22 protein-coding genes and 1 pseudogene are annotated in these 25424 nt (G+C 63.5%); 9 read left to right on the forward strand and 14 right to left on the reverse strand.

The genetic code is table 11. From position 1 onward, the window contains the following. Window positions 1–75: 75 nt before the first annotated feature. The 9 genes and pseudogenes from AC1D2G_RS19360 to AC1D2G_RS19400 form a co-directional block, all read right to left on the reverse strand. Window positions 76–498 (reverse strand): VOC family protein, encoded by a 423-nt coding sequence (locus AC1D2G_RS19360; protein WP_457153410.1) that lies wholly within the window; start codon window positions 496–498, stop codon window positions 76–78. Window positions 499–655: 157 nt separating this feature from the next. After that, window positions 656–838 carry a hypothetical protein gene (locus tag AC1D2G_RS19365; RefSeq protein ID WP_095091704.1) on the reverse strand — a complete coding sequence of 61 codons (183 nt, stop codon included), beginning with the start codon at window positions 836–838 and terminating at the stop codon, window positions 656–658. Between the two features lie 133 nt (window positions 839–971). Further along, the gene (locus AC1D2G_RS19370; RefSeq protein ID WP_457153409.1) at window positions 972–1271 is read right to left on the reverse strand and encodes a HigA family addiction module antitoxin; all 300 of its coding nucleotides are present in this window, start codon (window positions 1269–1271) and stop codon (window positions 972–974) included. A gap of 8 nt (window positions 1272–1279) precedes the next feature. Then, window positions 1280–1561: a type II toxin-antitoxin system RelE/ParE family toxin gene (locus tag AC1D2G_RS19375; protein WP_095090884.1), complete on the reverse strand. Its 282-nt coding sequence runs from the start codon at window positions 1559–1561 to the stop codon at window positions 1280–1282. A 100-nt stretch (window positions 1562–1661) separates the two neighbouring features. Beyond that, window positions 1662–3007, reverse strand: a pseudogene (locus tag AC1D2G_RS19380) (ATP-binding cassette domain-containing protein). Window positions 3008–3260: 253 nt separating this feature from the next. After that, window positions 3261–4166, reverse strand: coding sequence for a DMT family transporter (locus AC1D2G_RS19385; RefSeq protein ID WP_477228194.1), 906 nt, complete (start codon window positions 4164–4166; stop codon window positions 3261–3263). 168 nt (window positions 4167–4334) lie between these two features. Further along, window positions 4335–7358: an excinuclease ABC subunit UvrB gene (gene uvrB / locus AC1D2G_RS19390; RefSeq protein WP_477415966.1), complete on the reverse strand. Its 3024-nt coding sequence runs from the start codon at window positions 7356–7358 to the stop codon at window positions 4335–4337. A 128-nt stretch (window positions 7359–7486) separates the two neighbouring features. After that, window positions 7487–9133 (reverse strand): DUF2778 domain-containing protein, encoded by a 1647-nt coding sequence (locus tag AC1D2G_RS19395; RefSeq protein ID WP_477415968.1) that lies wholly within the window; start codon window positions 9131–9133, stop codon window positions 7487–7489. A gap of 213 nt (window positions 9134–9346) precedes the next feature. Then, the gene (locus tag AC1D2G_RS19400; RefSeq protein WP_457152802.1) at window positions 9347–9700 is read right to left on the reverse strand and encodes a hypothetical protein; all 354 of its coding nucleotides are present in this window, start codon (window positions 9698–9700) and stop codon (window positions 9347–9349) included. A 31-nt stretch (window positions 9701–9731) separates the two neighbouring features. Here AC1D2G_RS19400 and AC1D2G_RS19405 point away from each other — a divergent pair, with 31 nt between their 5' ends. From AC1D2G_RS19405 to AC1D2G_RS19415, 3 genes are read left to right on the forward strand one after another with little or no spacing between them, the layout of a single operon-like run. After that, a complete protein-coding gene (locus tag AC1D2G_RS19405; RefSeq protein WP_457152803.1) occupies window positions 9732–10517 on the forward strand; it encodes a protein-L-isoaspartate O-methyltransferase family protein in 786 nt (261 codons plus the stop codon). Between the two features lie 49 nt (window positions 10518–10566). Beyond that, window positions 10567–13269 (forward strand): spermidine synthase family protein, encoded by a 2703-nt coding sequence (locus tag AC1D2G_RS19410; RefSeq protein WP_477415970.1) that lies wholly within the window; start codon window positions 10567–10569, stop codon window positions 13267–13269. Beyond that, window positions 13269–14201 carry a hypothetical protein gene (locus AC1D2G_RS19415; protein WP_477415972.1) on the forward strand — a complete coding sequence of 311 codons (933 nt, stop codon included), beginning with the start codon at window positions 13269–13271 and terminating at the stop codon, window positions 14199–14201. The genes AC1D2G_RS19410 and AC1D2G_RS19415 overlap by 1 nt, the downstream gene beginning before the upstream one ends. A 7-nt stretch (window positions 14202–14208) precedes the next feature. Here the strand turns inward: AC1D2G_RS19415 and AC1D2G_RS19420 are convergent, their stop codons facing one another. Continuing rightward, window positions 14209–15135 carry a LysR substrate-binding domain-containing protein gene (locus tag AC1D2G_RS19420; protein ID WP_477415974.1) on the reverse strand — a complete coding sequence of 309 codons (927 nt, stop codon included), beginning with the start codon at window positions 15133–15135 and terminating at the stop codon, window positions 14209–14211. Between the two features lie 101 nt (window positions 15136–15236). On the opposite strand from AC1D2G_RS19420, the gene AC1D2G_RS19425 reads away from it, so the two are divergent. Continuing rightward, window positions 15237–16442 (forward strand): clavaminate synthase family protein, encoded by a 1206-nt coding sequence (locus tag AC1D2G_RS19425; RefSeq protein WP_477415976.1) that lies wholly within the window; start codon window positions 15237–15239, stop codon window positions 16440–16442. Window positions 16443–16458: 16 nt separating this feature from the next. On the opposite strand, the gene AC1D2G_RS19430 is transcribed toward AC1D2G_RS19425, so the two are convergent. After that, complete coding sequence (locus AC1D2G_RS19430; RefSeq protein ID WP_477415978.1) at window positions 16459–17715, reverse strand: hypothetical protein; 1257 nt, start codon at window positions 17713–17715, stop codon at window positions 16459–16461. A gap of 161 nt (window positions 17716–17876) precedes the next feature. On the opposite strand from AC1D2G_RS19430, the gene AC1D2G_RS19435 reads away from it, so the two are divergent. Both AC1D2G_RS19435 and AC1D2G_RS19440 read left to right on the forward strand, forming a co-directional pair. Further along, window positions 17877–18935, forward strand: a complete 1059-nt coding sequence (locus AC1D2G_RS19435; RefSeq protein ID WP_477415980.1) for a CapA family protein — start codon at window positions 17877–17879, stop codon at window positions 18933–18935. 68 nt (window positions 18936–19003) lie between these two features. Next, on the forward strand, window positions 19004–19975 hold the full coding sequence (locus AC1D2G_RS19440; protein ID WP_477396143.1) for a hypothetical protein: 972 nt from the start codon (window positions 19004–19006) through the stop codon (window positions 19973–19975). Between the two features lie 14 nt (window positions 19976–19989). Here AC1D2G_RS19440 and AC1D2G_RS19445 read toward each other — a convergent pair whose 3' ends face one another. Continuing rightward, window positions 19990–20484: a YegJ family protein gene (locus AC1D2G_RS19445; RefSeq protein ID WP_477396142.1), complete on the reverse strand. Its 495-nt coding sequence runs from the start codon at window positions 20482–20484 to the stop codon at window positions 19990–19992. 446 nt (window positions 20485–20930) lie between these two features. Between AC1D2G_RS19445 and AC1D2G_RS19450 the strand changes: the two genes are divergently transcribed. From AC1D2G_RS19450 to AC1D2G_RS19460, 3 genes are all read left to right on the forward strand, one after another. After that, window positions 20931–21173, forward strand: coding sequence for a DUF1344 domain-containing protein (locus tag AC1D2G_RS19450; protein ID WP_095090895.1), 243 nt, complete (start codon window positions 20931–20933; stop codon window positions 21171–21173). A 202-nt stretch (window positions 21174–21375) separates the two neighbouring features. Next, a complete protein-coding gene (locus tag AC1D2G_RS19455) occupies window positions 21376–22998 on the forward strand; it encodes an FAD-binding protein (RefSeq protein ID WP_477415982.1) in 1623 nt (540 codons plus the stop codon). A gap of 17 nt (window positions 22999–23015) precedes the next feature. Then, complete coding sequence (locus AC1D2G_RS19460; RefSeq protein WP_477415984.1) at window positions 23016–23639, forward strand: hypothetical protein; 624 nt, start codon at window positions 23016–23018, stop codon at window positions 23637–23639. Between the two features lie 85 nt (window positions 23640–23724). Here the strand turns inward: AC1D2G_RS19460 and AC1D2G_RS19465 are convergent, their stop codons facing one another. Together AC1D2G_RS19465 and AC1D2G_RS19470 are read right to left on the reverse strand one after the other, a co-directional pair. Beyond that, window positions 23725–24246 (reverse strand): hypothetical protein, encoded by a 522-nt coding sequence (locus tag AC1D2G_RS19465; RefSeq protein WP_477415986.1) that lies wholly within the window; start codon window positions 24244–24246, stop codon window positions 23725–23727. Window positions 24247–24411: 165 nt separating this feature from the next. Further along, the gene (locus tag AC1D2G_RS19470) at window positions 24412–25410 is read right to left on the reverse strand and encodes an alpha/beta fold hydrolase (protein WP_477415988.1); all 999 of its coding nucleotides are present in this window, start codon (window positions 25408–25410) and stop codon (window positions 24412–24414) included. Window positions 25411–25424 lie beyond the last annotated feature (14 nt).

Consider the following 25424-nt stretch of genomic DNA (forward strand, 5'->3'; position numbering starts at 1 on the left):
GCCGGGCCGGCAGGGATGCGACCCGGCGCAGATGAGCGCATCACTCCTGGGGAAAGAGGTGCTGTTGCTCGCCTATTACTTCACCGGGGCGTTCATCGCCCAGGCAACACCAAAGGGGTCACGCAGTTGGCCCCAGCGGTCGCCCCAGAACATCACCTGCAGCGGCACCACTTCTTCGCAGCCGGCGTCGATGGCGCGCTGCCACCAGCTTTCGATGGTGTCGTCCTGGAGATGCAGCTGCATGGTGTAGCCCTGCGGGTTCTGATGCGGGTGGCCGTGCTCGGGGTAGGCGTCGCCCAGCATCAGCGTCGAGCCATTGATGTAGAGATGGATGTGCATGGTGCGGCCTTTTTCGTCCGGCGGATAGGCAAACACCTGCTCGGCGCCGAAGGCCTTCTTGTAGAATTCAGCGGCCTTGAAGGCTCCGTCCACCTGMAGATAGGGGGTTAATCCGCCGAGCACTTTCGGCGCGGGCTGAACGGGGGTCTGGTCAGTCATGTCTTGCTCCTCTTTGCGTTTGGCTTGGCCTTGCCAACCATAGGACGCATGAGGTGACGGCAATCCTACAGGGCCGCGAAATTTTTCTCGGCCGGGCCCGGACAGACCGGGCAACCGGCGGGATTGAGCGACAGAGGCAGAGGCAGGCTGGTCGCGGTCATATGACCTTGGCCGAGAAGGTGGCCGCGCGGCGGCTGTTCTGCGCGTCGAAGAGTTCCGGAAAGCCGATGTCCTTGCGCAATTCGGCGGGCAGCGAGAGCAGGATGCGTTCGCTGCGATGGCGGGCACGTGCCGCCGCATATTGGGTTGCGATGCGACCGATGGATGAAAGAACCGACATGACATGATCTCCCTGGGTTGGCGCCGACATCATCGTGTCGGCATCCCAAGGACGCGGCAGGCTGAGGCGATCCGACAGATCGTCGGAACCTTTTTTCGCTGCACCGTCGGTGGCTCGAGGCGGGCCGCCTACCTCAAGCCGCAGTCTCCAGGCTTTCGATCGTTTCAATATCTGCCTTCTTGGCCTCTCCCTCGACAGCAAGGTCGTAGCTCGCCTGCATATTCATCCAGAACTGCGGCGTGGTTCCAAAGAACTTCGCGAGGCGCAGAGCGGTGTCGGGCGTTACCGGTGTCGTCTCGCTGGCCAGGCGCTCGATGCGCGTGCGCGGCACATGCAGCTTCTTGGCCAATGTGTAAGGCCTCAGGCCAAGCGGTACGAGATATTCCTCGCGGAGGATTTCTCCGGGATGGATAAATGGATTGATGTTCAGCATTTGAAACCTCAATGGTAGTCGGTTATTTCCACATCCTCGGCCTGCCCGTCCACCCAGCGAAAGCAGATGCGAAATTGATCGTTGATGCGGATCGAGTGCTGACCCGCACGGTTGCCTCTCAGCGGCTCAAGCCTGTTGCCTGGAGGCGTCTTCAGGTCTGATAGTTCGGCGGCATTGTCGATCATGAACAGCTTCCGCTGGGCTGATCGGACTAGGTCCGACGGGAAACCCTTCGGAGCCTTGCCGTTTGATACGGCCTCGCTGGTCTTGTCCTTGAACGAGCGTATCATCTGCCGTATCCGATATACGTATCTTTGCATGATACGTCTCGGAAGTCAAGAGAACGTCTCATGCCATGATACGATTGGCGTTTCATCCTGCCGCCAACCCTCAGCCACCCGCTTCGGCCACCGAGCGGAAGAAGTCCTCGGGATCCTCGACTTCGGTCAGCCGCCGCTTCTCGATCAGCCAGAAGCGGTTGCCGATGGCGCGGATGAAGGAGCGGTCATGCGAGGCGAGCACGCAACTTGCCTGATGCTCCAGCAGCTCCGCTTCCAGCGCTTCCTGGCCGTCTATGTCGAGATGGTTGGTCGGCTCGTCGAGCAGATAGAAATTGGGGTTGGCGAGCCTGAGCGCCAGCATCATCAGCCGCGTCTTCTGACCGCCGGACAGCACGCGGATCCGTCGCTCCTGCATATCGATGCCGACGCCGGCGCCGGCGAGCAGCGAGCGGGCGCGCTGTTCGCCAACATCGTAGCGGCGCGAGACCATCGCCAGCGGCGTGTCGTCGCCGCCGATGCCCGACAGCGCCTGGTCGCTATAGCCAAGCACGGTCGACGGCGTCACCTTCACGTTCTGCACCGCCTCTGGCTCGAGGATGGCGTTGCGGATCAGGGTGACGAAGCGCGACTTGCCGACGCCATTGCAGCCGAGCAGGACAATGCGATCGCCCTGGCAGATGTGGCGCTTGCCGGTCCTGAACAGCAGCGTTCCATCAGGGGTTTCCACTGCGGCGTCCTCGAGCGTGATTAGCACCTTTGCGTGGGTGCCCCGATTGGCGAGCTTGATCGCGCCAGCCGATTTCTCGCGATGCGCCGGGGCAGCCGCCTCTTCCAGGCGCTCGGCGCGTTGATTGAGCTGCTTGGTCTTGACCGTCAGCAAGTCACTGCCCGAATTGATGCCGATGTTGTTGAGCTTGGCGGCCTGCCGGCGCAATTGCTGCGCTACCTTCATGTCGCGCTGGAACTTGCGCTCGGTCGAGGCGTCGACGTCGTCGAGAGCCTGCCTTGCCCTGGAGTAGGGCAGGGCAAACACCGGCGACTGTTCCGGGCGTAAATCAGCGCAAGCCGCTGCCAGCCGCCGCTCAGCGCCTGCATTTGCCGTTCGCGCATCGGCTCGGGCACGTCGAGCGAATCGAGAACGACGTCGACGCGCCACATCTCGCTTTCGGCCTGCTCAGGCGGCAAGGCATCGGCCACCACCTGGTGGAACGTACGGTCGAGAAGGGCCGATGCAACGGACTGTTCGACATGGCCGACGCACAGGCCGCGCGTGCGGCTGATGTCGCCAAAGGTCGGCTCCATCTCGCCAGTCAAGCATTTCAGCAAGGTCGACTTGCCGCGGCCATTGGCGGCAACGATGCCGAGCCGGTCGCCGGTGCCGATGGTGAGGTCGAGATTGGCAAAGAGCGGCGCACTCATGGTGACGCCGAGGGATTTGAGGCTGATCAGGGCCATTTTGATTTCTCTGGTCTTGCCGGAGCCAAGTCCGGTTCAATGCACTTTGACGGTGCGCGTGCAGGCCATCAGGCTCGGCGTTGCAACGACACGAAGGGCAGACCAATAAAATCGAAGCGGGAAAAACCCGGACCGTCCCTGGTCAGCCCTGCAAGCTAGCTCGCAGGGCAGAAATCGGGCCACGCTGACGATGGTGACGAAAAAACGTAAACACGTGAGCCCTCCTTTCAAGACGTTCGAGTACGGGAGATGACTACACCAAGGGCGAGGCCGATGGCAAGGCTGCCGCTTTCATCCGACGCGGGAACGGGTCCAGCACCAGCACGCAGCCGGCGATGATCGCCACCGCGCCGAAGGCCTGGATGAGGGTCAGCGACTCGCCGAGCATGACCGTGCCGACCAGCACGGCGATCACGGTCACGGCAAACTCGACGCTGATCGTCCTGGTGGCGCCGATGCTGGCGACCAGGCGGAAATAGACGACATAGGTCATTGCGCTCATGACGCAGGCAAGGATGGCGAGATAGAGGAAGTCGATGGCGCGCGGCATCGCCGGCACCGGCACGGCCAGTAGGAGCGGCAGCGTCATCAGCCCGCCGAAGAGGAAGGCGGCGCTGGTGAGTTCGAGCGAGCCGGCCGAGCGCAGATGGCGGTTGGCATAGTTGCTGCCGAAGGCCGCCGAGAAGGAACTGAACAGCGATGCGGCACAACCTAGCGCGAAGGATGTCGTGACGGGCACTGCCGGGAAGCCGACGAGAATGATGATACCGGCGGCACCGAGCAGCAGCCCGGCAAGCCCGCGGACGGTGATGCGCTCAAGCCCCCACAACTGGCCGATGATCATCGAGAACAGCGGGATGGCGGCAACCAGGATGGCCGCCATCGCCGTGCCGATGCGCGGGGTGGCATAGGACAGGCCGATCAACTGTGCCGCGACCGTCGTCGCGCCGACAATGGCGAAGTGCGACCAGCCGGCGCTGAAGTCGAGCCGGCGCCTCGTTGCCACCGCCAGCAGCAGAAGCGTGATGCCGGCGATCAGCGAACGCAAGGTCACCGCACCGATCCAGCCGAAGGCATGCACCACCTTGAGCAGCACCAGGAACGACAGCCCCCAGGTGATGGCCAGGAAGACGTAGGCAGCGATGTCCTTGGGCTTCATTGTGTGGAGGGCCGTGGGGCTTGCAGGTGGAAGGAGAGAAGCTGCCACGGCCCGTATCGTTTCGACCGGCAACTGACAAGGGCAGGCGCATGGTCCAGGAAAAGAGTTGCCGATAGAAAGACTTGTGTTGGGCGGACAGCCCTTCTGTCAAAGGGGCGCGAAGGATCGCTACCGTCCCGGCCTGCCCGTCTTGCCTGGCCGGCGCTTTTCGCGGCGGGCGTCGCCGGGATCCTCATAGGAGCCAATGCCGGCGCGCTCGCGCTTGACCGGTTTGTCGCCCTCGATGGGTGTCTCGGTCCGCCGCACCGTCATCTCATCCAGCGAGTTCTTCTTGAACAGCGGTTTGGTCGTGTCACCGGGAATGCCGAAATCAGAACCGTGCGCCTCTTCGGCCGACTGCTTCTTGAACAGCGAACGGGACACCGCGCCTGCGGGCGTGGGCATGTCGGTGCCCGGACCCATGGCGTCGAGCGACGGCTTGCGGAAGAGGTTGGGCCGGGCAGCCTTGGCCGCCTCTTCGGCGGCACGTGCTGCGTCGAGCTTGCGGAAACGCTCCTGTTCCTCCGTCGTACGATGTTTGGCCACGCCCTTGTTGTGCTTGCCCTTTTCGCGGCCCGAGGCGGGACTTTGGCCTTCCATCTCGCGCGCCAGCGGGTCTTCGGAGATCGACAGTTCCATCTCGCGCAGCCGCTTGATCTCGTCGCGGATGCGGGCCGCCTTCTCGAAATCGAGATTGGCGGCGGCGTCGCGCATCTGCTTGTCCATGGCGTCGAGATGGGCCTTGAGATTGTTGCCCATCATGGCGCCGGCGCTGTCGGTGAACTGCGAGATGTCGGCGCGGACATGGTCCTTCTCGTAGACCGAATCCAGGATGTCCGAGATGCGCGACTTGACCGATTCCGGGGTGATGCCGTTGGCCGCGTTCCACTCCATCTGCTTTTCGCGGCGGCGGCCGGTTTCGGCCATCGCCCGTTCCATCGAGCCGGTGACCTGGTCGGCATAGAGGATGACCTTGCCGTCGACGTTTCTGGCGGCGCGGCCAATGGTCTGGATCAGCGAGGTTTCCGAGCGCAGGAAACCCTCCTTGTCGGCATCGAGAATGGCGACGAAGCCGCATTCGGGAATGTCGAGGCCCTCACGCAACAGGTTGATGCCAACCAGCACGTCGAAGGCGCCGAGGCGCAGGTCGCGCAGGATCTCGATGCGCTCCAGCGTGTCGATGTCGGAGTGCATGTAGCGCACGCGGATGCCTTGCTCGTGCAGATATTCGGTGAGGTCCTCGGCCATCCGTTTGGTCAGCACGGTCACCAGCGTGCGGTAGCCGGCTTTGGTGGTGTCGCGGATCTCGCCGACGACATCGTCGACCTGGCTCTTGGCCGGGCGCACTTCGACCGGCGGATCGATCAGCCCGGTCGGGCGGATGACCTGCTCGGCGAAGACGCCGCCGGCCTGTTCCATCTCCCAGCCGCCCGGTGTTGCCGAGACGGCGACGGAGAGCGGGCGCATGGCATCCCATTCCTCGAAGCGCAGCGGCCGGTTGTCCATGCAGGACGGCAGGCGGAAGCCATACTCTGCCAGCGTCGCCTTGCGCCTGAAGTCGCCGCGATACATGCCGCCGATCTGCGGCACGGTGACGTGGCTTTCGTCGATGAAGACCAGCGCATTGTCGGGAATGTATTCGAACAGTGTCGGCGGCGGATCGCCCGGCTGGCGGCCGGTGAGATAGCGCGAATAGTTCTCGATGCCGGCGCAGGAGCCGGTGGCTTCGAGCATCTCCAGATCGAAGCGGCAGCGCTGTTCCAGCCGTTGAGCTTCGAGCAGCCGGCCGGCGCGCTCAAGTTCCACCAGCCGGTGCTTGAGCTCTTCCTTGATCGACTTGATCGCCTGGTTGAGGGTCGGGCGCGGCGTCACATAGTGCGAGTTGGCGTAGATCTTGACGCTCTTCAACTCGCCGGTCTTCTGGCCGGTCAGCGGGTCGAACTCGGTGATCTGCTCGATCTCGTCGCCGAACATCGAGATGCGCCAGGCGCGATCCTCAAGGTGGGCCGGAAAGATCTCGATCGTATCGCCGCGCACGCGGAACGAGCCGCGGACGAAGTTGACGTCCTGGCGCTTGTACTGCTGCGCGACGAGGTCGGCGAGCAGCGCGCGCTGGTCGAGCCGGTCGCCGATCTGCATCTGGAAGGTCATTGCCGTGTAGGTCTCGACCGAACCGATACCGTAGATGCAAGACACCGAGGCAACGATGATGACGTCGTCGCGCTCGAGCAGCGAGCGCGTCGCCGAATGGCGCATGCGGTCGATCTGCTCGTTGATCGAGGATTCCTTCTCGATGAAGGTGTCGGTGCGCGGAACGTAGGCCTCCGGCTGGTAATAGTCGTAGTAGGAGACGAAATACTCGACGGCGTTTTCCGGGAAGAATTTCTTGAACTCGGAATAGAGTTGCGCGGCCAGCGTCTTGTTCGGCGCCAGGATCAGGGCAGGACGCTGCGTCTCCTCGATCACCTTGGCCATAGTGAAGGTTTTTCCGGAGCCGGTGACTCCGAGCAGCACCTGCGTACGATCGCTGTTGTCGACGCCCTCGACCAGGTCCTTGATCGCCGTCGGCTGGTCGCCGGCCGGTTCGAAATCCGACACCATCTTGATGGCGATGCCGCCTTCGGATTTTTCCGGGCGGGCAGGGCGGTGCGGCGTCCACAACACGCCATCCTTGTGCACGGGATTGCCGGATTCGATCAGCGCTGACAACGCGGCCACCGTAGCGGTGACGCCGCTCGAGGTCATCGTCTCGGCTTCTTCCAGCGAGATGTCGAGGCCGGCGACCGGGTTGAGGCCGGCGGCCGTGCGCTCTCTTGCTGTTGCCGCGCCACCCATCGAGGTGCCGCGCGCGGTGCGGCCGGGCGACGACGAGCGCTCGGGAATCTTTTTCGATGGCTTCGGCGATTTGCCGCCGTCGCTCCTGCTGCCGAGGCGCCCCTCTTTCTCGGCTTCCTGCTCGATCTGCTCGGCCCAATCGGCGATCGAGCCAGCCAGCGGCGTGCCCGACAGTTCGGCCTGCGGGATCTCGGCAAAGCCGCCCTTGTGCAGCGGCTCCGAGGCGTCGAGGAAATCGGTCAGCGGGCTGTGCCGCTTCGGGGCGGCGCGGTCGTCACTCGCCGTCGGCGGCGTTTTTTTGTCGGGGGATTTGGCCATGTCCCGAATATGGGATTTCCCGGCCAAAATGGAAAGAGCGCGATGGGGAGAGGCGTATTGGACAACGCTGCTCCTGACAGTAGGCTGTCAGGAGCAGGGCAGAAAGTGCGGCCGAATGCTTCTTGGTATTACGCGCCCCTGGCGGCGGATGCGACCTGCGTCGGCGAAGACGACAGGCGCGGCACCACAACGAGGCGCTTGATTTTGCCCTTCTTGAAGGCGGCGAGGAAGCGCGCATAGTCCTTGAAGGCGACGCAACCGCTCGACTGGGCGTAGCGGCCCCGAAGCAGGTAGGTATGGGCCAGCAGGCCGTCGCGATTGTATTTGTTGCGGCCATCGACCGGTGTCAGGCGCAAAGCCTCCACACCATGAAAGCGCGACTCGCGCAGCGACAGATTGTAGGTGTTGGGCGGTGTCGGTCCGCGGTTCTTCTGATCGGCATAGCGCGGCTGGTCCGCCATGGCGCCGACGCCCGAATGCGCCTCGAGCCTCGAGCCGTCAGGCATGTAGACGGTCTTGGCGCTGATATCGTAGACGGCGACGCCATTGCTGGCTCCGCTCGTGGAGCCCGGCGAGTTGAACAGGTTCTTGAATGCCTGGCCAAGGCCGCCGGAAGGTGTGTCGGGCTTGGCATAGGCCAGCACGTCGCCCTCGCCGGACCTGCCTTGCCGCGCCGGCCTGGAGGGCTGGGCCTGTTGAACCATCTCACGGGCGGGCTTCTGCTGCTGGACGGGCTTCGACTGTTGCTGGATGGGTTTCGACGGTTGCTGGATGGGTTTCGTCGACTGCTGTACGACCTTGGGCTGCTGTGGCGCGTCGAATTGCGGGCGCCGGGTCGGCAACGGCACGTCGTCGGTCAGCGCATCCGGCAGGGAAGCTGCATCGCCGGGCTGTGCCTCCTGGGTTTCGACAGGCGAAACCGCGACATCGGCCGAGGACTCGGTCATAGGTAGTGGCGAGGCGAACGCCTCGTCGTCGACCGGCAGCGACTGGACGAGGGCAAGCGCCAACTGTGCGTTGTCTGGCGTCTGTGCGTCCGACTGGGCAAAGCCCATCGGCTGCGGCGCCGTCTGCACGACGACGGAGCCGGTATCCATCCGGGCGAAGCGTTCGGCCGCTGGAGCCGGCATGTCATCCGACAGGCTGGCCATGACCTTGACGGACGGGACCAGGGACGCTTCAGCAATTTGCGGCGCAAGGGTGGAAATGACCGGGCGCGCGGATGCGTCGGCCGCGACGACAGGTTTTCCGGCCCCGGCAAAGGCAGCGGCGAGTTTGGCCGGCGACAGCGACGCCTCCATGCGCTCGAAACGCTCTTGCGATTTCGACTTTACAACCATCGGGGCTGGCTTTGCCTGCACCACGAGGCGAGCGGATTTCTCAGCCTGCGGGTTTAACGCAGCCAGCTTGAAGCAACTCGCGCCGCATTGCACGGAATGATCGTGCAGCGCCTGCGTGCCGCCATGGGCACTGGCCAGCACGAACGGCGCCGAAGATCTCAGAAAGCGCTGCTTCAACGGATCGGCAAGGGCAAGCGCCCCCGGCATCGAAAGCGTCTGCGGCAGGCCGCCTGATGTCGCCGACAGCGAGGCGCCGACGGAACTCAGGCCAGCCATGGTACCGACCAGCCACAGGCCAATGGCCGCGCTGACACCGGGCACCGCGACCCAGCGGACGATCCGTTCAGGGTTGAAGGAAGAGGACCGTGGCGCGTCGCAGGCGGTCTCGCCGTCCCAACGCTCGTCCCCGCCAATTTTTTTACTCAAGAACGCCATGCACCAATCTTGCTCCAATCGGCTCCCACGTCCGCGGCTGTCATAGCCGCGACGACCATTCTGTGAGTGATCCCAGGTGGTCCCCGACGCGTTTATCGCGCCTGTCGTTAGTTGCCGATTGCTTCAAAATATGGACAAAGTTGGTTAATCAATCCCTCTCAAAACCAAACGAACGACGTGGACTTTTTGCCTCAAAAGGCTTGTCCACGACCATCAACGCGGCATTGGAGCCCCTCCAATCCTGTTTTGCTGCCTGTTTTTGCCGCCCAAGTCAAGCAAAACAGCCTTTGCTAATTTACCAAAAAGGCCGTTCAGCGAGTCATGCGACAATGTCGCGCGCCATTGAGTGCTGCTGAACAGGCCGTCGGCATCGGCAAAACTGTTGCCCGCCTGCCACAAATTCATCGCCCGGACGGTCGCCCCTCGACGGCCATTGACTCGTTTTGGGAGGCAGTGCAATCGGATTGAAATGCTTGGGTTTGAGGTGGCAAAGGCCACTTTTGGAGGCTTTTTAATGAAGCGTCGGGACTTCTTGACGCTGTCGGCGGGGGCGGCGGCATTTTCCATTCTTCCTGGCGCCGCTAGGGCTAGTGTGCCGGTGCCGTATGATCGCAACGCCGAAGTGCCGGTGAACGACAAGAAGGCGTTCATCGAGTGGATGGTGGCCAATCGAGGCGAGGACCCGAAGTTGCTGGCCGAGCGCTTCGATCGCTTCCAGATCATGGTCTACAACAAGGACGTGCTGGACGACCGCAACAAGCGCGCCTTCCTGTTGACGCCGCGCGAGGAGTTCGTCCTGCCGCAGAATCTGGCGCGTGCCTATGATCACGCCTTCCTCGACATCGGCTATGGCGTGACCATTTCCGGCCCGCATCTGGTCGGACGCATGACGACGGCCATCGACGTCAAGCTCGGCGAATCCGTGCTCGAGATCGGCACCGGCTCCGGCTACCAGTCGGCCTATCTGGCCAATTTGACCGACAAGGTGCACACGATCGAGATCATCAATCCGCTGGCGCAGCGCACCCGCCGCACCTATGACGCGCTGATCGAGCGCGGCTACAGCGAGTTCGGCTCGGTCACCAGCCGCAACGCCGATGGCTATTACGGCTGGGAAAGCGTTGGGGCGTTCGACAAGATCATCGTCACCTGCGGCATCGACCACATTCCGCCGTCGCTGTTGCAGCAGCTCAAGCCGAATGGCGTCATGGTCATCCCGGTCGGTCCGCCAGGCGCCCAGCATGTGCTCAAGGTGATCAAAGAAGAGCTCGCCGACGGCACGTTCAACATCGTCCGCTCGGACATCTATAATGGCAAGGTGGTGCCTTTCGTGCCCTTCACCAAGATGGAAGGCGACCAGATCGTCGGCACGCACAACAGCTGAGCCGGCCGTTTGGTAAGGCCTTGCTGAACCGCCAGATAAAAAGGCCCGCATGGCAGCCGTCGCACCGATCTCCCGACCAAGCATCGCCTCACTGGAGGCGCCTGGTCTCGCGCATTACCTCGCAATCGGGCTGATTGCCGGCGCCATCATCGCGCTGCAGATATCGGTCATGCGGGTGTTCGCCGTCGGCAGCTGGTCGCATTTCGGTTCCCTGGTGGTCAGCCTCGCCATGCTTGGCTTCTCGCTGTCCAGCGTCGTGATCTTCGCCGGCAAGGACTGGTTCGACAGGCACTGGCAAGGGGCCGCCACGGCGGCGCTGCTGCTGGTCGGCCCGCTTGTCGTCGCCTCCAACCTCGCTGCCCAGACGGTGCCGTTCAACGCCATCTTCCTGGTCTCCGATCCCGAGCAGAAATGGCGGCTGCTGGCCAATTTCCTGCTCTATCTCCTGCCGTTCCTGGCCGGCGCGTTCTTCCTCGGCATCGTCTTCCTGAAAAGCCGCACCGCCTTCAGTCGCGTCTATTTCGCCGACCTCACCGGCTCCGGGCTCGCCGGCCTCGTCGTGCTGGTGTCGATGTATCTGTTTTCGCCTGAAACCATCATCGTCGTGCCGCTGCTGTTGTGGGCCGCCGGTTCGCTGCTGTGGTTCTTCGCCTTCGGCGCCTGGAAGCGTGTTGTCGCCGGCGCGGTTGTCGCGGCGCTGTCGATCGCCGGCTACCTGATGCTGCCCGGCCTGCTCGTCATACCCGACATCGCGGTGTCGCAATACAAGGGCGTCGCCTATGCCCGCAACTTTCCGGACGGCAAGCGCATCTACCGCAGCGTCTCGCCGTTCGGCGACCTGCAGGTCTATGCCAGTTCCTACATGCATTTCGCGCCGGGCCTGAGCGACAATGCCGCCTTCGGCATGCCGGAAGTTCCGGCCAACACCTATGTCGGCATGTATCGCGACGGTGACGGGCCGGAAGGCATCATGCGCAATCTGGCGCCGGCCGAGCAGGTCTATTTCCGCTATCTGCCGATGCACTATCCCTATGTCATCAAGGCGAAGCCCAGGACGTTCGTCGTGCAGTTCGGTGGCGGCATCTCCACCCAGGCCGCGCTCAACGCCGGATCGACCTCGGTGACCGTCGCCGAGAGCAACCCGATGACATTGCGGGCGTTCCGCGACCCGGTGCTGAAGGATGTCACAGGCGACATCCTGGCCGAGCCGCGCATCAAGGTGATCGACTATGACGGGCGTCTGTTTCTCGCCAACACCGGCGAGCGCTACGACGTCATCGATCTCAGCCTAGCCGACAGTGTCGGCCTGTCCAATCCGGGCGGTTTCGCCATCTCGGAGAAATACGCCTACACGCACGAGGCAATGCTGAGCTACATGCATGCGCTGGCCGACGGCGGCGTGCTGTCGGTGACCCTGTGGAACAAGGAAGAGCCGCCGAAATCGGTGCTGAAGCTCTATTCCACCATCGCCGAGGCGGCCCGGACGTTCGACCGCCAAGGTGCGGCCAACGATATCTTCGCCGTGTCGAGCTATCTCTCGACAACCACGGTGCTGTTCAAGCGTGGCGGTTTCAGCGCGGCGGAAATCAAGACGCTGCGCGACTACACCAAGTCGATGTCGTGGGAAGAGGTCTACTACCCCGGCATGCCTTATGACGGCTCGACGGCGCAGAAAATCCTCGACGACTATCGCGCCTCGATCTTTGGCAGCGGACAGGATGCGACGCTGACCCAACCCGCCGCCGATGCGACGGCGCCGGCCGACCCGACCGCTCCCAACGCAGCCTGCGACCCGACCGCGCCGGCCGATCCGACCCTCGATGCCTGCGCCGATGCTGGCGGCGATGCCGGCCCCGACGTGCTGCCGGCCACCGCGCTGCAGCGCATGACCTGGCACGCGCTTTTGACGGGCGGCTGGGCGAAGCTTGCCAGCGATTATGTGTTCGACGTGCGTCCGCTGAGCAACGACCAGCCCTACTTCGCCGCTTATGTAAAGGTCGCCGACCTGCCGCTGACACTGGACCGGCTCGACCTGTTCCAGGACGACTGGGGCTATCTGCTGATCTGGGCGACGCTCGGCATCGCCTGCATCACGGCGGCGTCGCTGGTGCTGCTGCCAGTCATCTTCGGCTGGCGCATCGTGTTCTCGCGCTCGCGTGGCAAGCTAGGCACCATCCTTTACTTCGCTTGCCTCGGCCTCGGCTACATCATGGTCGAGGTCGGGCTGATCAGCCGCTTCACCGTGGCGCTCGCCAATCCGACCGTGTCGGCCTCGGTGCTGATCTCATCGATGCTGGTGTTTTCCGGTCTCGGCAGCCTGTTTGCCGAGCGCATCTTCAACCGCGCCCGGACACTGTTGCCTGTCCTGCTGCTCGCGATCTGCCTGCTGCTGCTGGCTTACGGCTTCACTCTGTCGCCGGTCCTCGACTGGATCGGCGCCTATCCTTATGCCGTCCGGCTGCTGCTCTGCTTCCTTCTGGTGTCGCCGCCGGCCTTCCTGATGGGCATGCCGATGGCAACCGCCATGACCTGGCTGGCGCGGCTGGGCAAGGAGCATCTGTTCGTCTGGGCCTGGGGCATCAACGGCTGCTTTTCGGTGATTGGCTCGGCCGCCGTGCCGATCGTCGCTACCAGCTTCGGCCTCAGCGCCGTGCTGCAATGGGCGGCGATCGCCTATCTCGTCGCCATCCCGGCCTTCTTTGCCGTGCTGTTGCCGTCGAAGGCACCAGCCATCCGGCTGGTGACGGCCTGATGCCCGACCGGCGCGCCATCGTCGCAGGACTGCTGGCCGCGGCGGCGTTCCCGGTAGCGGGCGAGGGCGCGCGCTTGCGCAAGGCCTTGTCGGCCATCGTGCCGTTCAAGACATCACCCTTTCCCTATCGGGGAAAGCTGCCCGATGGATCCGGGCCTTTTCTCGACGTGACATCAAACGGCCGGCGCGGCCACACCTCGCCGCGTGGTGGCATCTACTGGGAAGACGAGACCTATTCCGACCGCAGCACGCTGCTGGCGGCGCCACGAGGGTTCGATCCGGCCAGGCCGGCGGTCATCGTGGTGTTCTTCCATGGCAATGGCGCCACCTTGCAGCGCGATGTCGTCGGCCGCCAGCGGGTTGTCGCGCAGGTCGAAGCGTCCGGCCTCAACGCCGTGCTGGTGGCGCCGCAATTCGCCAGCAACGCGCAAGACTCGAGCGCCGGCAATTTCTGGACGCCCGGTCACTTCGCGATGTTCATGGCCGAGGCAGCGCAAGGCCTGGGCAAGTTGACCGGCGCCAAGGCGGCTAAATTCGACGCTATGCCGGTGGTGCTCGTCGCCTATAGCGGCGGCTACAATCCCGCCGCCTTCGTCCTAGGGAATGGCGACATAGACGGCCGCCTGCTCGGCGTCATCCTGCTCGACGCCGTGTTCGACGAGGCCGACATTTTCGCCAACTGGGCCGCGCGCCACAGGAAGAGCTTCTTCGTCAGCGCCTATGGAAAATCTTCCGCCTCCGGCAATGTGCAAATCAGACAGTTGCTGGCGGGCCAGGGCATCGACGCCAGTTCGGATCCGCCGCGCCGCCTCGAAGCCGGTACCGTCGCCTTGCTTGCCTCTGACGCCGCCCACGACAGTTTCGTCACCCGCGCCTTCGTCGCCAATCCATTGCAATGGTTGCTCGGCCGGCTGCACGGATTTGCGCTTTAAGTCGGGCTCACGCGGGCAGGGCGCCATCGATGCCGATATCGGCAATTGCTGCCAGTTCGGCGGCGACGGCTGCGGCGCGGCGCGCCTTCGGGCTATGCTGTGGCCAGACGAGGCGGCGCCTGATCATCAACGCCGGCACATCCCTTGCAATCTCGATGAGATGGCCGGGATCGAGATGACGCCGTAGCACCAATTCGCTGGCCAGCAATGCTCCCATGCCGGCAATCGCCGCCTGTGCCGCGACGATCGTTAGCCCAAAACGTGGGCCCTGGTCGATGTCTTTCCGTTGCCGGCCGGCGGCAGTGAACCAGTCGCGCCAGGCCGGGTAGACGTCGTCGCCCATCGTCGGATCGATGTGCAGCAGCGGCATGCTGTCCAGCACCTCGGCCACATCCGACCTGATTTGGCCGCGAACCAATGCAGGCGCGCAGGCTGGGATCACCCGTTCGGTGAACAGGTCGAGCGATGCGAGATCCGGTGTTGCGCCCTTGCGATAGCTGATGGCGAGGTCGACACCTTCCTCCAGCATGGTATCGAGCGCAACGGACGCAACGATGCGCACGTCGAGCTTGCCCAGCGCCGCGCGCACTCTGCTGAGGCGGGGCGCGAGCCAGAGCGAGGCGAAGGACGGATCGGCTGAGATGGTGAAGGTCTCGGCCCGTCGTTCGAAGCGCAGCCGCCGCATGCCGGAAGCCAGCGCGTCAAAACCGCGGTCGATGTCGGGCAGGGCGGCCTCGGCGGCGCGGGTCAGCACGATGCCATTGCCTTCGCGCCGCACCAGTTTGACGCCCAGCCGCTCCTCCAGCTGCCGGATCTGATGGCCGATGGCGCCTGGAGTGACGCCCAGCTCCTCGGCAGCGCGCGTCAGGCTACCAGCCCTGGCGGCGGCGAGTAGCGCCCGCAAGGCGGATAGGGGAAGATCCCGGAGTGTCATGGATTGAGTTTAACTCAAAAGTTGGCGAAGGGAACTCGTTTGAATCACCGTTTTCAGGCATCTAAGATCGTTTAAGAAATTCAATCGTAGGGACCGCTGCAATGCTTGACACGCCAAAGCACCCATCAAGGCATTCGACTTCGACCACGCCGATCCGCGCCATGCGTGCCGAAGGCCAGCGCGTCGTCGTCGACCTGGCGGACGGCCGAACTGGAAAGCTTTCGACGCGCTGGCTGCGGCTGGCTTGCGAATGCGATGCCTGTGGCGACACTGTCTCCGGCAAGAGATGGCTGACACCGGCCGATATTGGCGCAAGCGTTCGAGCCAGCTCAATCAATGTCACGGCGGGCGAGGTGGGTGTCGTCTGGGATGATGGCCATGTCTCGCACTTCGGAGCTGAATTCCTGGCAGACCATGCCGGCGCTGGCTCAGGCCCGGCCCGGTTCCAGCCGCAATTGTGGAGCAGCGACCTGACCGCGCGGCTTGGCCGCTTTTCATTCGACGCGGTTGTCGAGGACGACGAGATGCTGTTCCATTCGCTGCGGGCGTTACGCAATCACGGCATCGCCATGCTGACCGGGGTTCCCGCAGAAACGGAAGCCACGGCGCGGGTCGCCGGCCGCTACGGGCCGATCCGCGAGACCAGCTACGGCAAGGTGTTCGACCTGATCTCGCGGCCGGATGCGCGCGTGGCGGGAGAGACGGCTAGGGCGCAGATCCCGCATACGGACGAGCCGTTCCGTTATGCGCCGCCGGGCTTCATCTTCTTCCACGCCATCCGCACCGGTGCGGGCAGCGGCGGCACCTCCCAGATGGTTGACGGCTTCCATGTTGCCGCGCTGATGCAGACGCAGACGCCGGAACTGTTCGATCTGTTGACGCGGCACGGCGTCACCTTTCATCGCGAGCATGCGGGCGAGGTGTTCTTCAGTGCCGAGGCACATGTCATCAGCCTCGATGCAACCGGGGTCGTCACCGGCGTCCGCTACAACGACCGCTGCCTGGCGGCACAGACGGCCTCAGAGGATGAAATCGACGGCGTGATCGAGGCGCTGGCCGAACTGACGCGGCTGATCTGCGATCCGCAAAACCAGTTCCAGCACCAGCTGCAGCCGGGCGAGGTGCTGGTCTTCGACAATCAGCGTGTCTTGCATGGCCGCAGCGCCTTCGATCCGACGCTGGCGGTGCGGCATCTCAGAAGCTGCAATATCGACCGCGACGGCGTGCACAGCGCGTTTCGCACGCTGGCCCGCCGGTTTGCGCCTGAAGAGGCCGAGACGGTGCTCTATCAGGGCGCGATTTTCTAGCGTCCTGCCGTTGCCCTTAGTTGAACCACAGGGCAAAAGTCAGAAAACCGCTGCCGCCGAACTGGCGCTGGATCTGGTTGAATTCGTCGCTGGTCAGGATCTTGCCGCTTTCGAGATAGGGCGCGATGGCCGGGCCGGTGATCGACAGCACCAGGTCGAAGGGTTTTGGCTCGTCGAAGAAGCGCTTCATGTTGATGCCCTTGCCGGTGATGCGGAAATGCGGCAGCAGCAAGCGGCCTTCCAGAAGATCCTCGGCCATGGTCAAGGTGGCGAGCCAGGCCTCGACCTGCTCTTCGCCGACTTCAAGGCCAGTGAGCGGGTTCTCGCCCTTCTGCTGCGGTCCCGGCAGCCATTCGCGGTCGTTGTCGGTCTCGGCGCGGATCGCCTTCCAGTCCTCGCGCGAGAGCCGGATCATTTCGAGCAGGTGGCGACGCGCCGCTTGCCGGCGCTCGGGTTCGACAACCGGCCAGTTGACCAGATGCACCAACGAGATGAAATCGGCGATGCGCCATTCCGACGTGAAGATGCTGCTGCCCATGTCGCTGCTCGGCGGCACGAGAATGTCCTGCAACGGCAGTTTGGCGCGCGGGAACAGCATGTGGAAGGAGCCGTCGAAGGTGCTCCTGAAATCATGCGCCAGCCAGAAATCGGCCTGCGCCATCAGGAATTCGGCATAGCCCTGCAGCCAATAGCCGTCGGCGCGGTCGAAGCGGAAGGTGAGAGCGGGTACTGCTCCGTCCGGTGCGCTGCCGCCGCGCGACAGCGACGCCATGATGGCGGCCATGCTCTCATCCGGCGTGATCGCACCGTCCTCATTGAGGTCGATGCCGACATGGGTGAGGTCGAGCACCATGCCGATATCGGCATCGGCCGGGACCGAGCCCAGCGTTGCGGCGGATTTTTCCAGCCGGTCGCGGAAGCCGACCAGAATGGCGCGGAACTGCTCATAGGTCAGCGGCTCTGGGTTGGGATTGTCCGGCACCGGCAGCCGCATCAATGGCAGCATGAAGGATTGCGGGCTTTCGAAACCATGGCGGTGCAGGCCGCTGGCCAGCAGCTCCAGCGCGGTGAAGAACTCGCCGGCGCCGGCCGCGTAGGCGGACGCCGGATCTTTTGGCGCGGCGGCCTCCAGCGTCGCCAGGGCGGTGTCGCGCGCGGCCACGGTCCTGGCCTCGAACAAGGCGGTTGCCGCTTCGGGCATGGCGGCGCGCGCGGACGACAAGGGCACAAGCAGAATGAAAGCGGATGCCAGCAGGCTTGCTATTCGTGTCATCTTTTCCCCCATGCGTTGGTCGCTCGGCCAGCATACACGCATTTGCAGAGCCGCGCCTGTCAGCGCCGAGGCGCAGACTGTCATCGTTGCAAGATTGTCTGCGGATGCGCTTCAACCCTCGAGCCCGACGGTCTACACAGGGCAAACGATTGGGCTTGGGCGTGTCGAACTATCCGCTTTCCTACAAACTGTCGTGGCTGCCGCGCTTTCTGAAGCCCTCGCTCGGCGGTGATGCCAATGGTTTCGCGCCGATGGCCGCGACGATGATGACACCGCCGCCGAAGCGGGCGGTGCCGCTCGCCTTCATCGGCGACATCTCGGCGGTGGCCAACCGCGGTGCGCCGGACTGCGATCCGGCGATCAAGGCGTTGCTCGGCGCTGCCGACCTGGTAATCGGCAATTGCGAAAGCCCGATCGTGGACGCACCAAATGCGGTGCTGGGGACAAAACTCGGCACGCACCATGCGATGAGCGAGCGCTTTCTGGTCGAGACGCTGGCGGCCGTTGGCATCGCACACGAAAAGCTGGTGCTGTCGCTCGCCAACAATCATGTGCTCGACCAGGGCGTCGCCGGTTTCGACGCGACGGTGGCGGCGCTGAAACGGCTCGGCATCCGCACCATCGGCCTGTCCGCCAATGGTGCGTTAGTGCCTGTCACCGTCGGCCCGCTGACATTCGGCTTCGCGGCCTTCACGCTATGGCGCAACGCTGACGAGAACCTGTTCGCCGGCCGCGTGTCGATGGAAAGCGATCCAGCGCAATGGCCGCGCGCCGGCCTCGATCTTCTCTGCGCGGTGCCGCATTGGGACTGGGAGTTCCGGCATTTTCCGCGCGCCGAGACGCAGGCACTGGCCAGGCGGCTGGCCGCAGATGGTGTCGGGCTGATCGCCGGCCATCATGCCCATGTCGTACAACCGGTGGAGCGGATCGACCAGACGATCGTCGCCTATGGGCTCGGCGATTTCCTCGGCACGGCCCTTGCCCGCCAGCCATGGCCGGGGCGCATTGGAGGCATATTCATCGTCGATGTCAGTGCCGATGCCGGCACGCGCGGCGCGATCGCGTCCTACCAGTTGCATCCCTTTGTGCGGCTGCGCGCCGGTGATCATGAGCGGCTGCTGCCGGTGGCAGGGTTGAAGGGGCGGATGCGCGGCAAGGTCAAGGGCCGGCTGGAGGCGATTTTCCCTTCCCCTAGAAGCGAGGACGGGGGCACCGCCTAACCGTCTGGCGGCCTCGGCAAAACCGACTATCATGCGCCGGCAGCGGCAGGCTTACGGGGGGGATGGCGATGGAAACAGCGGATTTCATGCCGAGCGAGGCGGTCACGGCCGGCATCCGGAAAGACATCGAGACCTATGAGGCGGCGAGGGCTTCGGCGGTTCGGCAGGTGCGCTGGCGGGTGCCGCTGTTCGTCGGCCTGGTGCTGGTGTTTGTGGTGCTGATCGCCTGGCTGTTCAACAAGGTCGCCGACCCCAATGAGCAATGGTTCTCGACGCCGCATGTGTTTCTCTACGTCATCGGCTTCGCGGCTTTGATCCTGCTCTATTTCCAGGCCATGAAACCGGCGACGCGGCTGCAGCAATCGTTCCGCGAGACGCTGCTGCCGATCATCTTCGGCTTCATCGCGGATATGCGTTACCAGCATGGGGGGAGGCCGAACTCGTTCGACCGGCTGCCGCGCGAGGCGGTCGGGCCTTTCAACCGGCAGTCGTTCGACGATGTCGTTTCGGGCCGCTACGAAGAGTTTCCGTTCGAGCTTTACGAAGCAGAATTGCGCGAAGGGTCGGGCAAGGGTTCATCGACAGCCTTCAAGGGTGTCGTCGTCGCTTTCGAAGCGATCGAGCCGTTCCCGGGAATATTGGTGGCGACGCGGCGGACCAATGCGGTCGTCGGCTTCTTCCGCGGCATGTTCGCCAGCAAGATGCAGGACTTGTCGTCCGGTGTGCCCGAACTCGACGCCGCCTATGAATTTCGCACCGACAACATCGAGGCGGCGCGGCCGCTGGTGACCGGCCGGCTGGCGCAGGCGCTGAAATGGCTGGGCGAAACCTGGCCGGACGATCCGGCCCGCGTCGCGCTCAACGGCAGCGACGGTTTCCTGCTGCTGCCGCAGACGAAGAATTTCTTCGAACTGCCGGCTATCTCGGTGCCGCTCGACTACACCAGGCATGTCGCGCCGATGATCGCGGACATGGGCGCCATGCTGGCGACCGCGGCGCTGGTGCGCAAGATCGGCGCGAGGGATGGGGAGACGGGTTAGTCAGGTGACGCGCGTCAGCAGTCGAAGCCATAGTTCTGGCGGTAATAGTCGACGTCTTCCTTCGACATGGTCTTAAACAACACACAGACTGTGAAGCTGCCGACTTGACGGCCGTTTCTGGTGTAGCCCCAGTCGGAAATATCTTCCCGGGTGAATTCGAGTTCCTGGCCGGCTACGACGTTGTGCACGCTCTGTGGCTCGTTCGCCAACGTACCTGCAAATCCGGTTGCGGTGCGGTGGAAGGGTATGATCCAGAAATGTTCTGCGGCGTCTCCGTCCCTGACCTCGACCTTCAATTTGAAGTCTGATGTCAAAGGTGGGGGAGCCTCCGACAATGTCAGGAATTCATCCAGGCCTGCGCGAGCCTGCGCTATGGCCGCCGCCATATCCGGATCGTCCCTGGCGACGCTGACAACCTTGTCGCCACCCTGATTAGAATTTTGCGCCTCGGCCAATCCCGGAGCAAACGCCAGCATCAGGGATATCATGGTCCGGACTGCAAGCTTCATGGAATGCCCCCTTCATCGCGACGGTCGACACCATCCTGCATCCATTCCCAGTTTGCAACCGGAGCGCGAGTTTCATCCCGCATTTGGGGGCGGTTTGAACTGATCCATGAAACAAATTTTGTACCGATGATCGGCCAGAAGTCTGTTTCGTGATGCCGCCCGAGGTGGATTGCGGCAGCCGCGTGGTGATTGAAAGCTGCCCGCCACAATCGGCCAAGTGACTCTTTTCGTGGAAAGAAGTGCACTTGCTGGAGGGAACCGAAGCGGCCGGCAGTTGCATCGACGGCAGGCAATGTGTCGGAATTAAGCCTATGATATTGTTTGCGAAAATTCACTCAACGTGATTTGCGGAGGAGGAGCTTTCAGTTTCAGTTTCAGGCCGTTCGGTGCTGTCGTTGCCCAAGACGGCAGCCCCGGGAAACCGAAACAGCACGGAGTGCTTACCGATGAAGAAGACCCTCGCAACCACCGCCGCCCTGCTCGCCTTCCTCGGCACGGCCTATGCCGCGACCGTTCAGGGCACCATCCAGTCGGTCGATCCGACGACCAAGTCGATCACCCTCGACGACGGCAAGATCTACCAGTTGTCGCCGGAAGCGGCGGTCGGCAAACTGAAGGTCGGCGCCAAGGTGGCGGTGACGGTCGATGACAAGACCGGCATGGTGACGTCGATCAAGAAGTCTTCGTAAGCCCAATCTTGATGGGTAGGGCGCTGTCCCTCATCGCCAGGCAGGCGGATGGGGGGCAGCGCAACTCTTCGAGATCACCTTTGTGACGCCTGAACCTCATCATTGGGCGCCTTGATGCCGTAACAACGCCTCGGCTCCGCCATGCACTGCTATGGTTTTTGCCAAAGAGCCGCGTTATCCCTTGGCCAACGGGGGGATATCCATGGCCGAGGAACAAAAAGGGTTTCGCCTGTCGCGGCGATTGCTGCTGGGTGCGGCCGTCTTCGGCGGCGCGGTGCTGTGGGGCGGCACCACTGTGGCGCGGTTGGCGCGAGGGCCTTCGGGACCGAAGAACGCCGGGCGCATCGCCGATGTCGATGGCATCGCGCTGCCAATGAAGCCGATTGCCAGTCCGCCGGCCTTCGATCCTTCGCTGCCCTGGTCGGCAAAAGGCGGCGACATCAACGACGCCAGCGGCCTGTCGAAGACGCCGGTCTATGGCGTGGTCGAGGTCAGCGAGGAAGACCACATCGCCAAGGCGCTGGCCTTCGCGCGCGCCAACGGGCTGAAAATCTCGCTGGCCGCCATCCGCCACTCGATGGGCGGGCACGCCTTCGACGACAACGCGCTGGTGCTCGATCTCAGAAAGTTCAACAAGGTCACCGTCGATGCCGCGGCCAAGACCATGACCCTGCAGCCGGGCGCGCGCTGGCACGATATCCAGAACCTTTTGCATCCGCGCTTCGCGGTGAAGGCGATGCAGTCGACCGACATCTTCTCGGTCGGCGGCTCGCTGTCGGTCAACGCGCATGGCATGGACCATCAGGCGGGTTCAGTTGCCGGCTCGATCCGCTCGATGCGGGTGATGCTGGCCGATGGTTCGGTGACAACCTGCTCACTGAGCGAGAACATCGAGCTGTTCCGCCACGTCGTCGGCGGCTACGGCCTGTTCGGCGTGGTGCTGGAGGCGACGCTCGATATCGTCGACAACACGGTCTACCGCACCTCACGCGAGATCATCAAATCGAACGATTTCCCGAAATTCTTCGCCGACGTGCTGGAGCCGAACAAGGAGATCGGCCTGTTCTACGGCCATCTGTCGACTGCGCCGGGAAATTTCCTCGAGGATATGATCGTCTATCGCTACGACAAGGTGGCCGACCAGCCGCCGGCCGACCAGCCTGAGATCGGCGAGCCGGGTTCGGTGGGGCTGAAGCGGGTGCTCATCAATCTGGCGAAATGGGGCAGCCTGTTCCAGGAGTTGAAGTGGTTCACCGAAAAGACGTTGGAACCGAAATTCGAAAGCTGCACGGTGGCGCGCACTTCAGCCATGGCCGAAGGCGAGGCCTGTCTCGTCACCCGCAACAACCCGATGCACGATTCGGTGCCCTATTTGTTCAACGACCTGATGGATGAGACCGACATCCTGCACGAGTACTTCATCCCGCGCGCCGCCTACATCGAGTTCATTTCGGAAGCGCGCGAAATCCTGCGCAACCAACCGCTGCCGGTGCTCAATGCCTCGGTGCGCATCGTCCACAAGGAAGATGTCGCGCTGACCTACGCGCCGGAGCCGGCCTATTCGCTGGTGCTCTACATCAACCAGCCGACCGATGCCGACGGCAATGCGAAAATGCGGGCGCTGACACGGGGGCTGATCGACGTGACGATCAAGCATGGCGGGCGATTCTTCCTGCCCTACCAGCTGCACTACACGGCCAGGGAATTGCTGGCCTCTTATCCCGAGTTGCCGGCCTTCCTGGCCAAGAAGCGGCAATATGACCCGACGGAACTGTTTTCCTCGACCTTCTACCGTGCCATCAAGGCTTTGAGCGGGATGGTGTAGACGTCAGGAGAACGACCATGCGGATGGTATCAGCGGCGGCACTCACCCTCATCGCGCTGTGCGCTGGACCGGCCGGAGCCGAGGATCTCAAGGCTTTCAAGCTGACGATCGACGGCGTGACGGTCGATATCGATCCCGGCGAGAGCACAAACGTGACGCTGCCCGGCGGCAAACAGAGCAAGGTGACGCTCGAGCGCAACGACTTCGCCACCTTTTCCGGCGGCAGTTTCTCCTTCGTCCATCCGAGCGACATCTCGGTGACCAAGACCGATCTCGGCGAGAACATCACGCAGTATCTGATGGCGTCGGCGCTGGGCACGATCGTCGTCGTGCAGGAATACGGCAAGATGAATCCGGTGTCGCTCAACCAGCTGATGCTGCAGGAAATGACCAAGGAATCGGTGCAGGCTGGTGCGAAGCTGACGCAGGAGCCGACAACGCGCAAGCTCGCCGACGGCAAGGAACTGACCGGCATTCTCGCCAAGGTGAAGACACGCACCGACACCGCCGATTTCGAGATCGTCGGCTTCGGCCTTGCCGATCAGGGGTTGTTGTTCATCACCCGCGTCGCCGGCGAGGATGCGGCCACCGAAAAGCCGCTGATCGACAAGTTCTGGCAGAGCCTGAAGGTCAAGCTGTAGGGGCGTTGTTTCGGCGCAATCCCCTGAGGGAAAGCGCTATGCGCTTTTCCCGGGAAAACCGCTTCACACTAGCCCTGGAGTTGCTCTACAGGCCCTTCGGTACCAGTCCGGCCAGCCAGTTGGCCGACCGCTTCGCCGCATCGGCGGTCGCCGACACGGCGCGGCCAAGATCGGTCTTGACCACGGCGTAGCCGTTCTTTGTGCGATAGAGCACACCGGTTCCGCCATCGACCACTTGTTCATAGGCGACGGGCCGGGCGGCCTCCGCTTCCACGGCCGTCGTCGGCGCGCCGACAGGAACGCTCGGTCGGCGGCTCAATTCCGGCGGCAGCGGGCTTTCGGTTTCAACGACCCTGCTGGCGGGCTTCAGGTCCGGGCGCGACGCGGTCGCGGCCAGTTGCGAGGAGGACGACGAGCCTTTTGCGCGGCAGATGCCGGAGATGAGCGGATAGTTGAAATTGCGCTCGTGCAGCATCTGGCTCTTCATCGCCGCTTCGCATTCGGCGATCGTCGACCACTTGGCCGGCGTCTCGCCGATATACTCGCAAAGCTTGGCGTCGCAGTCGCAGCCGACAATGGTCATGGCGACAAGGGCGGTCTTGATCACGGTCTTGTCCCTTCGAGATGCCCCCCGGCAGCCCATTTCGGTGCATGTCGCGGTCCCAAACCCGGTTTCCGCTTTTGGGCGACGTGCAACAATCCATCGCGCGCGAACAAGGCGGGATTTGGCCGCGATTGTGGAATGAGCGTGGCGGAGCGCCGAACGGTCGATCTATCGAGTAGCCGGCAAGATTCGTTTGAGGAAGTTCGCGATCAGCCGCACCACATCGTGCGGACGTTCGACCTGCGGGATGTGGTTGACGCCATCGAGGACCGCCAGTTCGGCGTGCGGAAACAACGCGGCAATCTCTTCACCCTGTGCCAGGGGCGTGGTCGTATCGTCTCGCCCCCAGATGACGAGAACGGGCGGCGTGAAGGTGCGAAAGTTCGCGAGGTTGGCGGCAAGGGATTTTCGTTCGTCGTTGAACAGGCCGCTGAACAGCCAATGGCCGACCGCATCGGTGGTTCCTTCGACATTGAGGGGCCGCGCGTAGATCGCGATGCGTTCAGCCGTGACCACGTCGTCGTTCTCGATGAACGAGCGCAGACCCGGTCCGACCATGAGCGGATTGGTGAAGGTCGAGGCAGTGAGCAGGTCGCGAGGCCATCGCAGGTTCAGGAGAGCGGCAAATGGCATTGTCGGCGCCTCGGTCCGGCCGAGGCCAAGTGCCACGTCGAGCAGGATCAGAGCGTCGATGCGGTCCGGAGCCTCGAAGGCGGCTTCGATCACCCCACCGCCGCCATAGGAGTGGACGCCGACACTGAAATGGCGCAGGCCGAGCGCGTCGGCGAAACCGAGGACGCGTTTTGCGTGGGCAGCGCGCGAATAGTCCTGGTCGACCGGTCTTTGCGAATAGCCAAAGGGAGGCATGTCGGGCGCTATGACGCGAAAGCCCTGGTCTCCCAACGGCACGGCGATATCGCGGTAGGTCTCGGCCCAGGAGGCGGTGCCGTGGAACAGCAGCAGCGGCGGCCCGTCCTGCGGTCCCCAAATCTGGTAGTGGATCTTCAGGCCATCGACGGTGGCAAACAGCGCTCCCGCCGGAGCTGCCTCCTCGGGTGACAGGTTCTCTCGCAGCGCCGCCGCGCCGCGAAAGCCGACAAGCACGACCACAATGAGCGCGACCAGCGTGAGCGCAAGCCAGCCGACGATGTGGATCAGTCTGCGCATTGCCTGGCTATCGT

It is taken from the genome of Mesorhizobium sp. P2_C7 (assembly GCF_056404515.1).

Coding starts and splice junctions, on each gene's coding strand:
- AC1D2G_RS19365 (WP_095091704.1), bottom strand. CDS start 838: ATGTCGGTTCTTTCATCCATCGGTCGCATCGCAACCCAATATGCGGCG.
- AC1D2G_RS19370 (WP_457153409.1), bottom strand. CDS start 1,271: ATGCTGAACATCAATCCATTTATCCATCCCGGAGAAATCCTCCGCGAG.
- AC1D2G_RS19375 (WP_095090884.1), bottom strand. CDS start 1,561: ATGATACGCTCGTTCAAGGACAAGACCAGCGAGGCCGTATCAAACGGC.
- AC1D2G_RS19385 (WP_477228194.1), bottom strand. CDS start 4,166: ATGAAGCCCAAGGACATCGCTGCCTACGTCTTCCTGGCCATCACCTGG.
- uvrB (WP_477415966.1), bottom strand. CDS start 7,358: ATGGCCAAATCCCCCGACAAAAAAACGCCGCCGACGGCGAGTGACGAC.
- AC1D2G_RS19395 (WP_477415968.1), bottom strand. CDS start 9,133: ATGGCGTTCTTGAGTAAAAAAATTGGCGGGGACGAGCGTTGGGACGGC.
- AC1D2G_RS19400 (WP_457152802.1), bottom strand. CDS start 9,700: ATGGAAAATGCCGCCGCCCCCGCCGACAGCGTCAAGAAGTCCCGACGC.
- AC1D2G_RS19410 (WP_477415970.1), top strand. CDS start 10,567: ATGGCAGCCGTCGCACCGATCTCCCGACCAAGCATCGCCTCACTGGAG.
- AC1D2G_RS19415 (WP_477415972.1), top strand. CDS start 13,269: ATGCCCGACCGGCGCGCCATCGTCGCAGGACTGCTGGCCGCGGCGGCG.
- AC1D2G_RS19420 (WP_477415974.1), bottom strand. CDS start 15,135: ATGACACTCCGGGATCTTCCCCTATCCGCCTTGCGGGCGCTACTCGCC.
- AC1D2G_RS19425 (WP_477415976.1), top strand. CDS start 15,237: ATGCTTGACACGCCAAAGCACCCATCAAGGCATTCGACTTCGACCACG.
- AC1D2G_RS19430 (WP_477415978.1), bottom strand. CDS start 17,715: ATGACACGAATAGCAAGCCTGCTGGCATCCGCTTTCATTCTGCTTGTG.
- AC1D2G_RS19440 (WP_477396143.1), top strand. CDS start 19,004: ATGGAAACAGCGGATTTCATGCCGAGCGAGGCGGTCACGGCCGGCATC.
- AC1D2G_RS19445 (WP_477396142.1), bottom strand. CDS start 20,484: ATGAAGCTTGCAGTCCGGACCATGATATCCCTGATGCTGGCGTTTGCT.
- AC1D2G_RS19450 (WP_095090895.1), top strand. CDS start 20,931: ATGAAGAAGACCCTCGCAACCACCGCCGCCCTGCTCGCCTTCCTCGGC.
- AC1D2G_RS19455 (WP_477415982.1), top strand. CDS start 21,376: ATGGCCGAGGAACAAAAAGGGTTTCGCCTGTCGCGGCGATTGCTGCTG.
- AC1D2G_RS19460 (WP_477415984.1), top strand. CDS start 23,016: ATGCGGATGGTATCAGCGGCGGCACTCACCCTCATCGCGCTGTGCGCT.
- AC1D2G_RS19470 (WP_477415988.1), bottom strand. CDS start 25,410: ATGCGCAGACTGATCCACATCGTCGGCTGGCTTGCGCTCACGCTGGTC.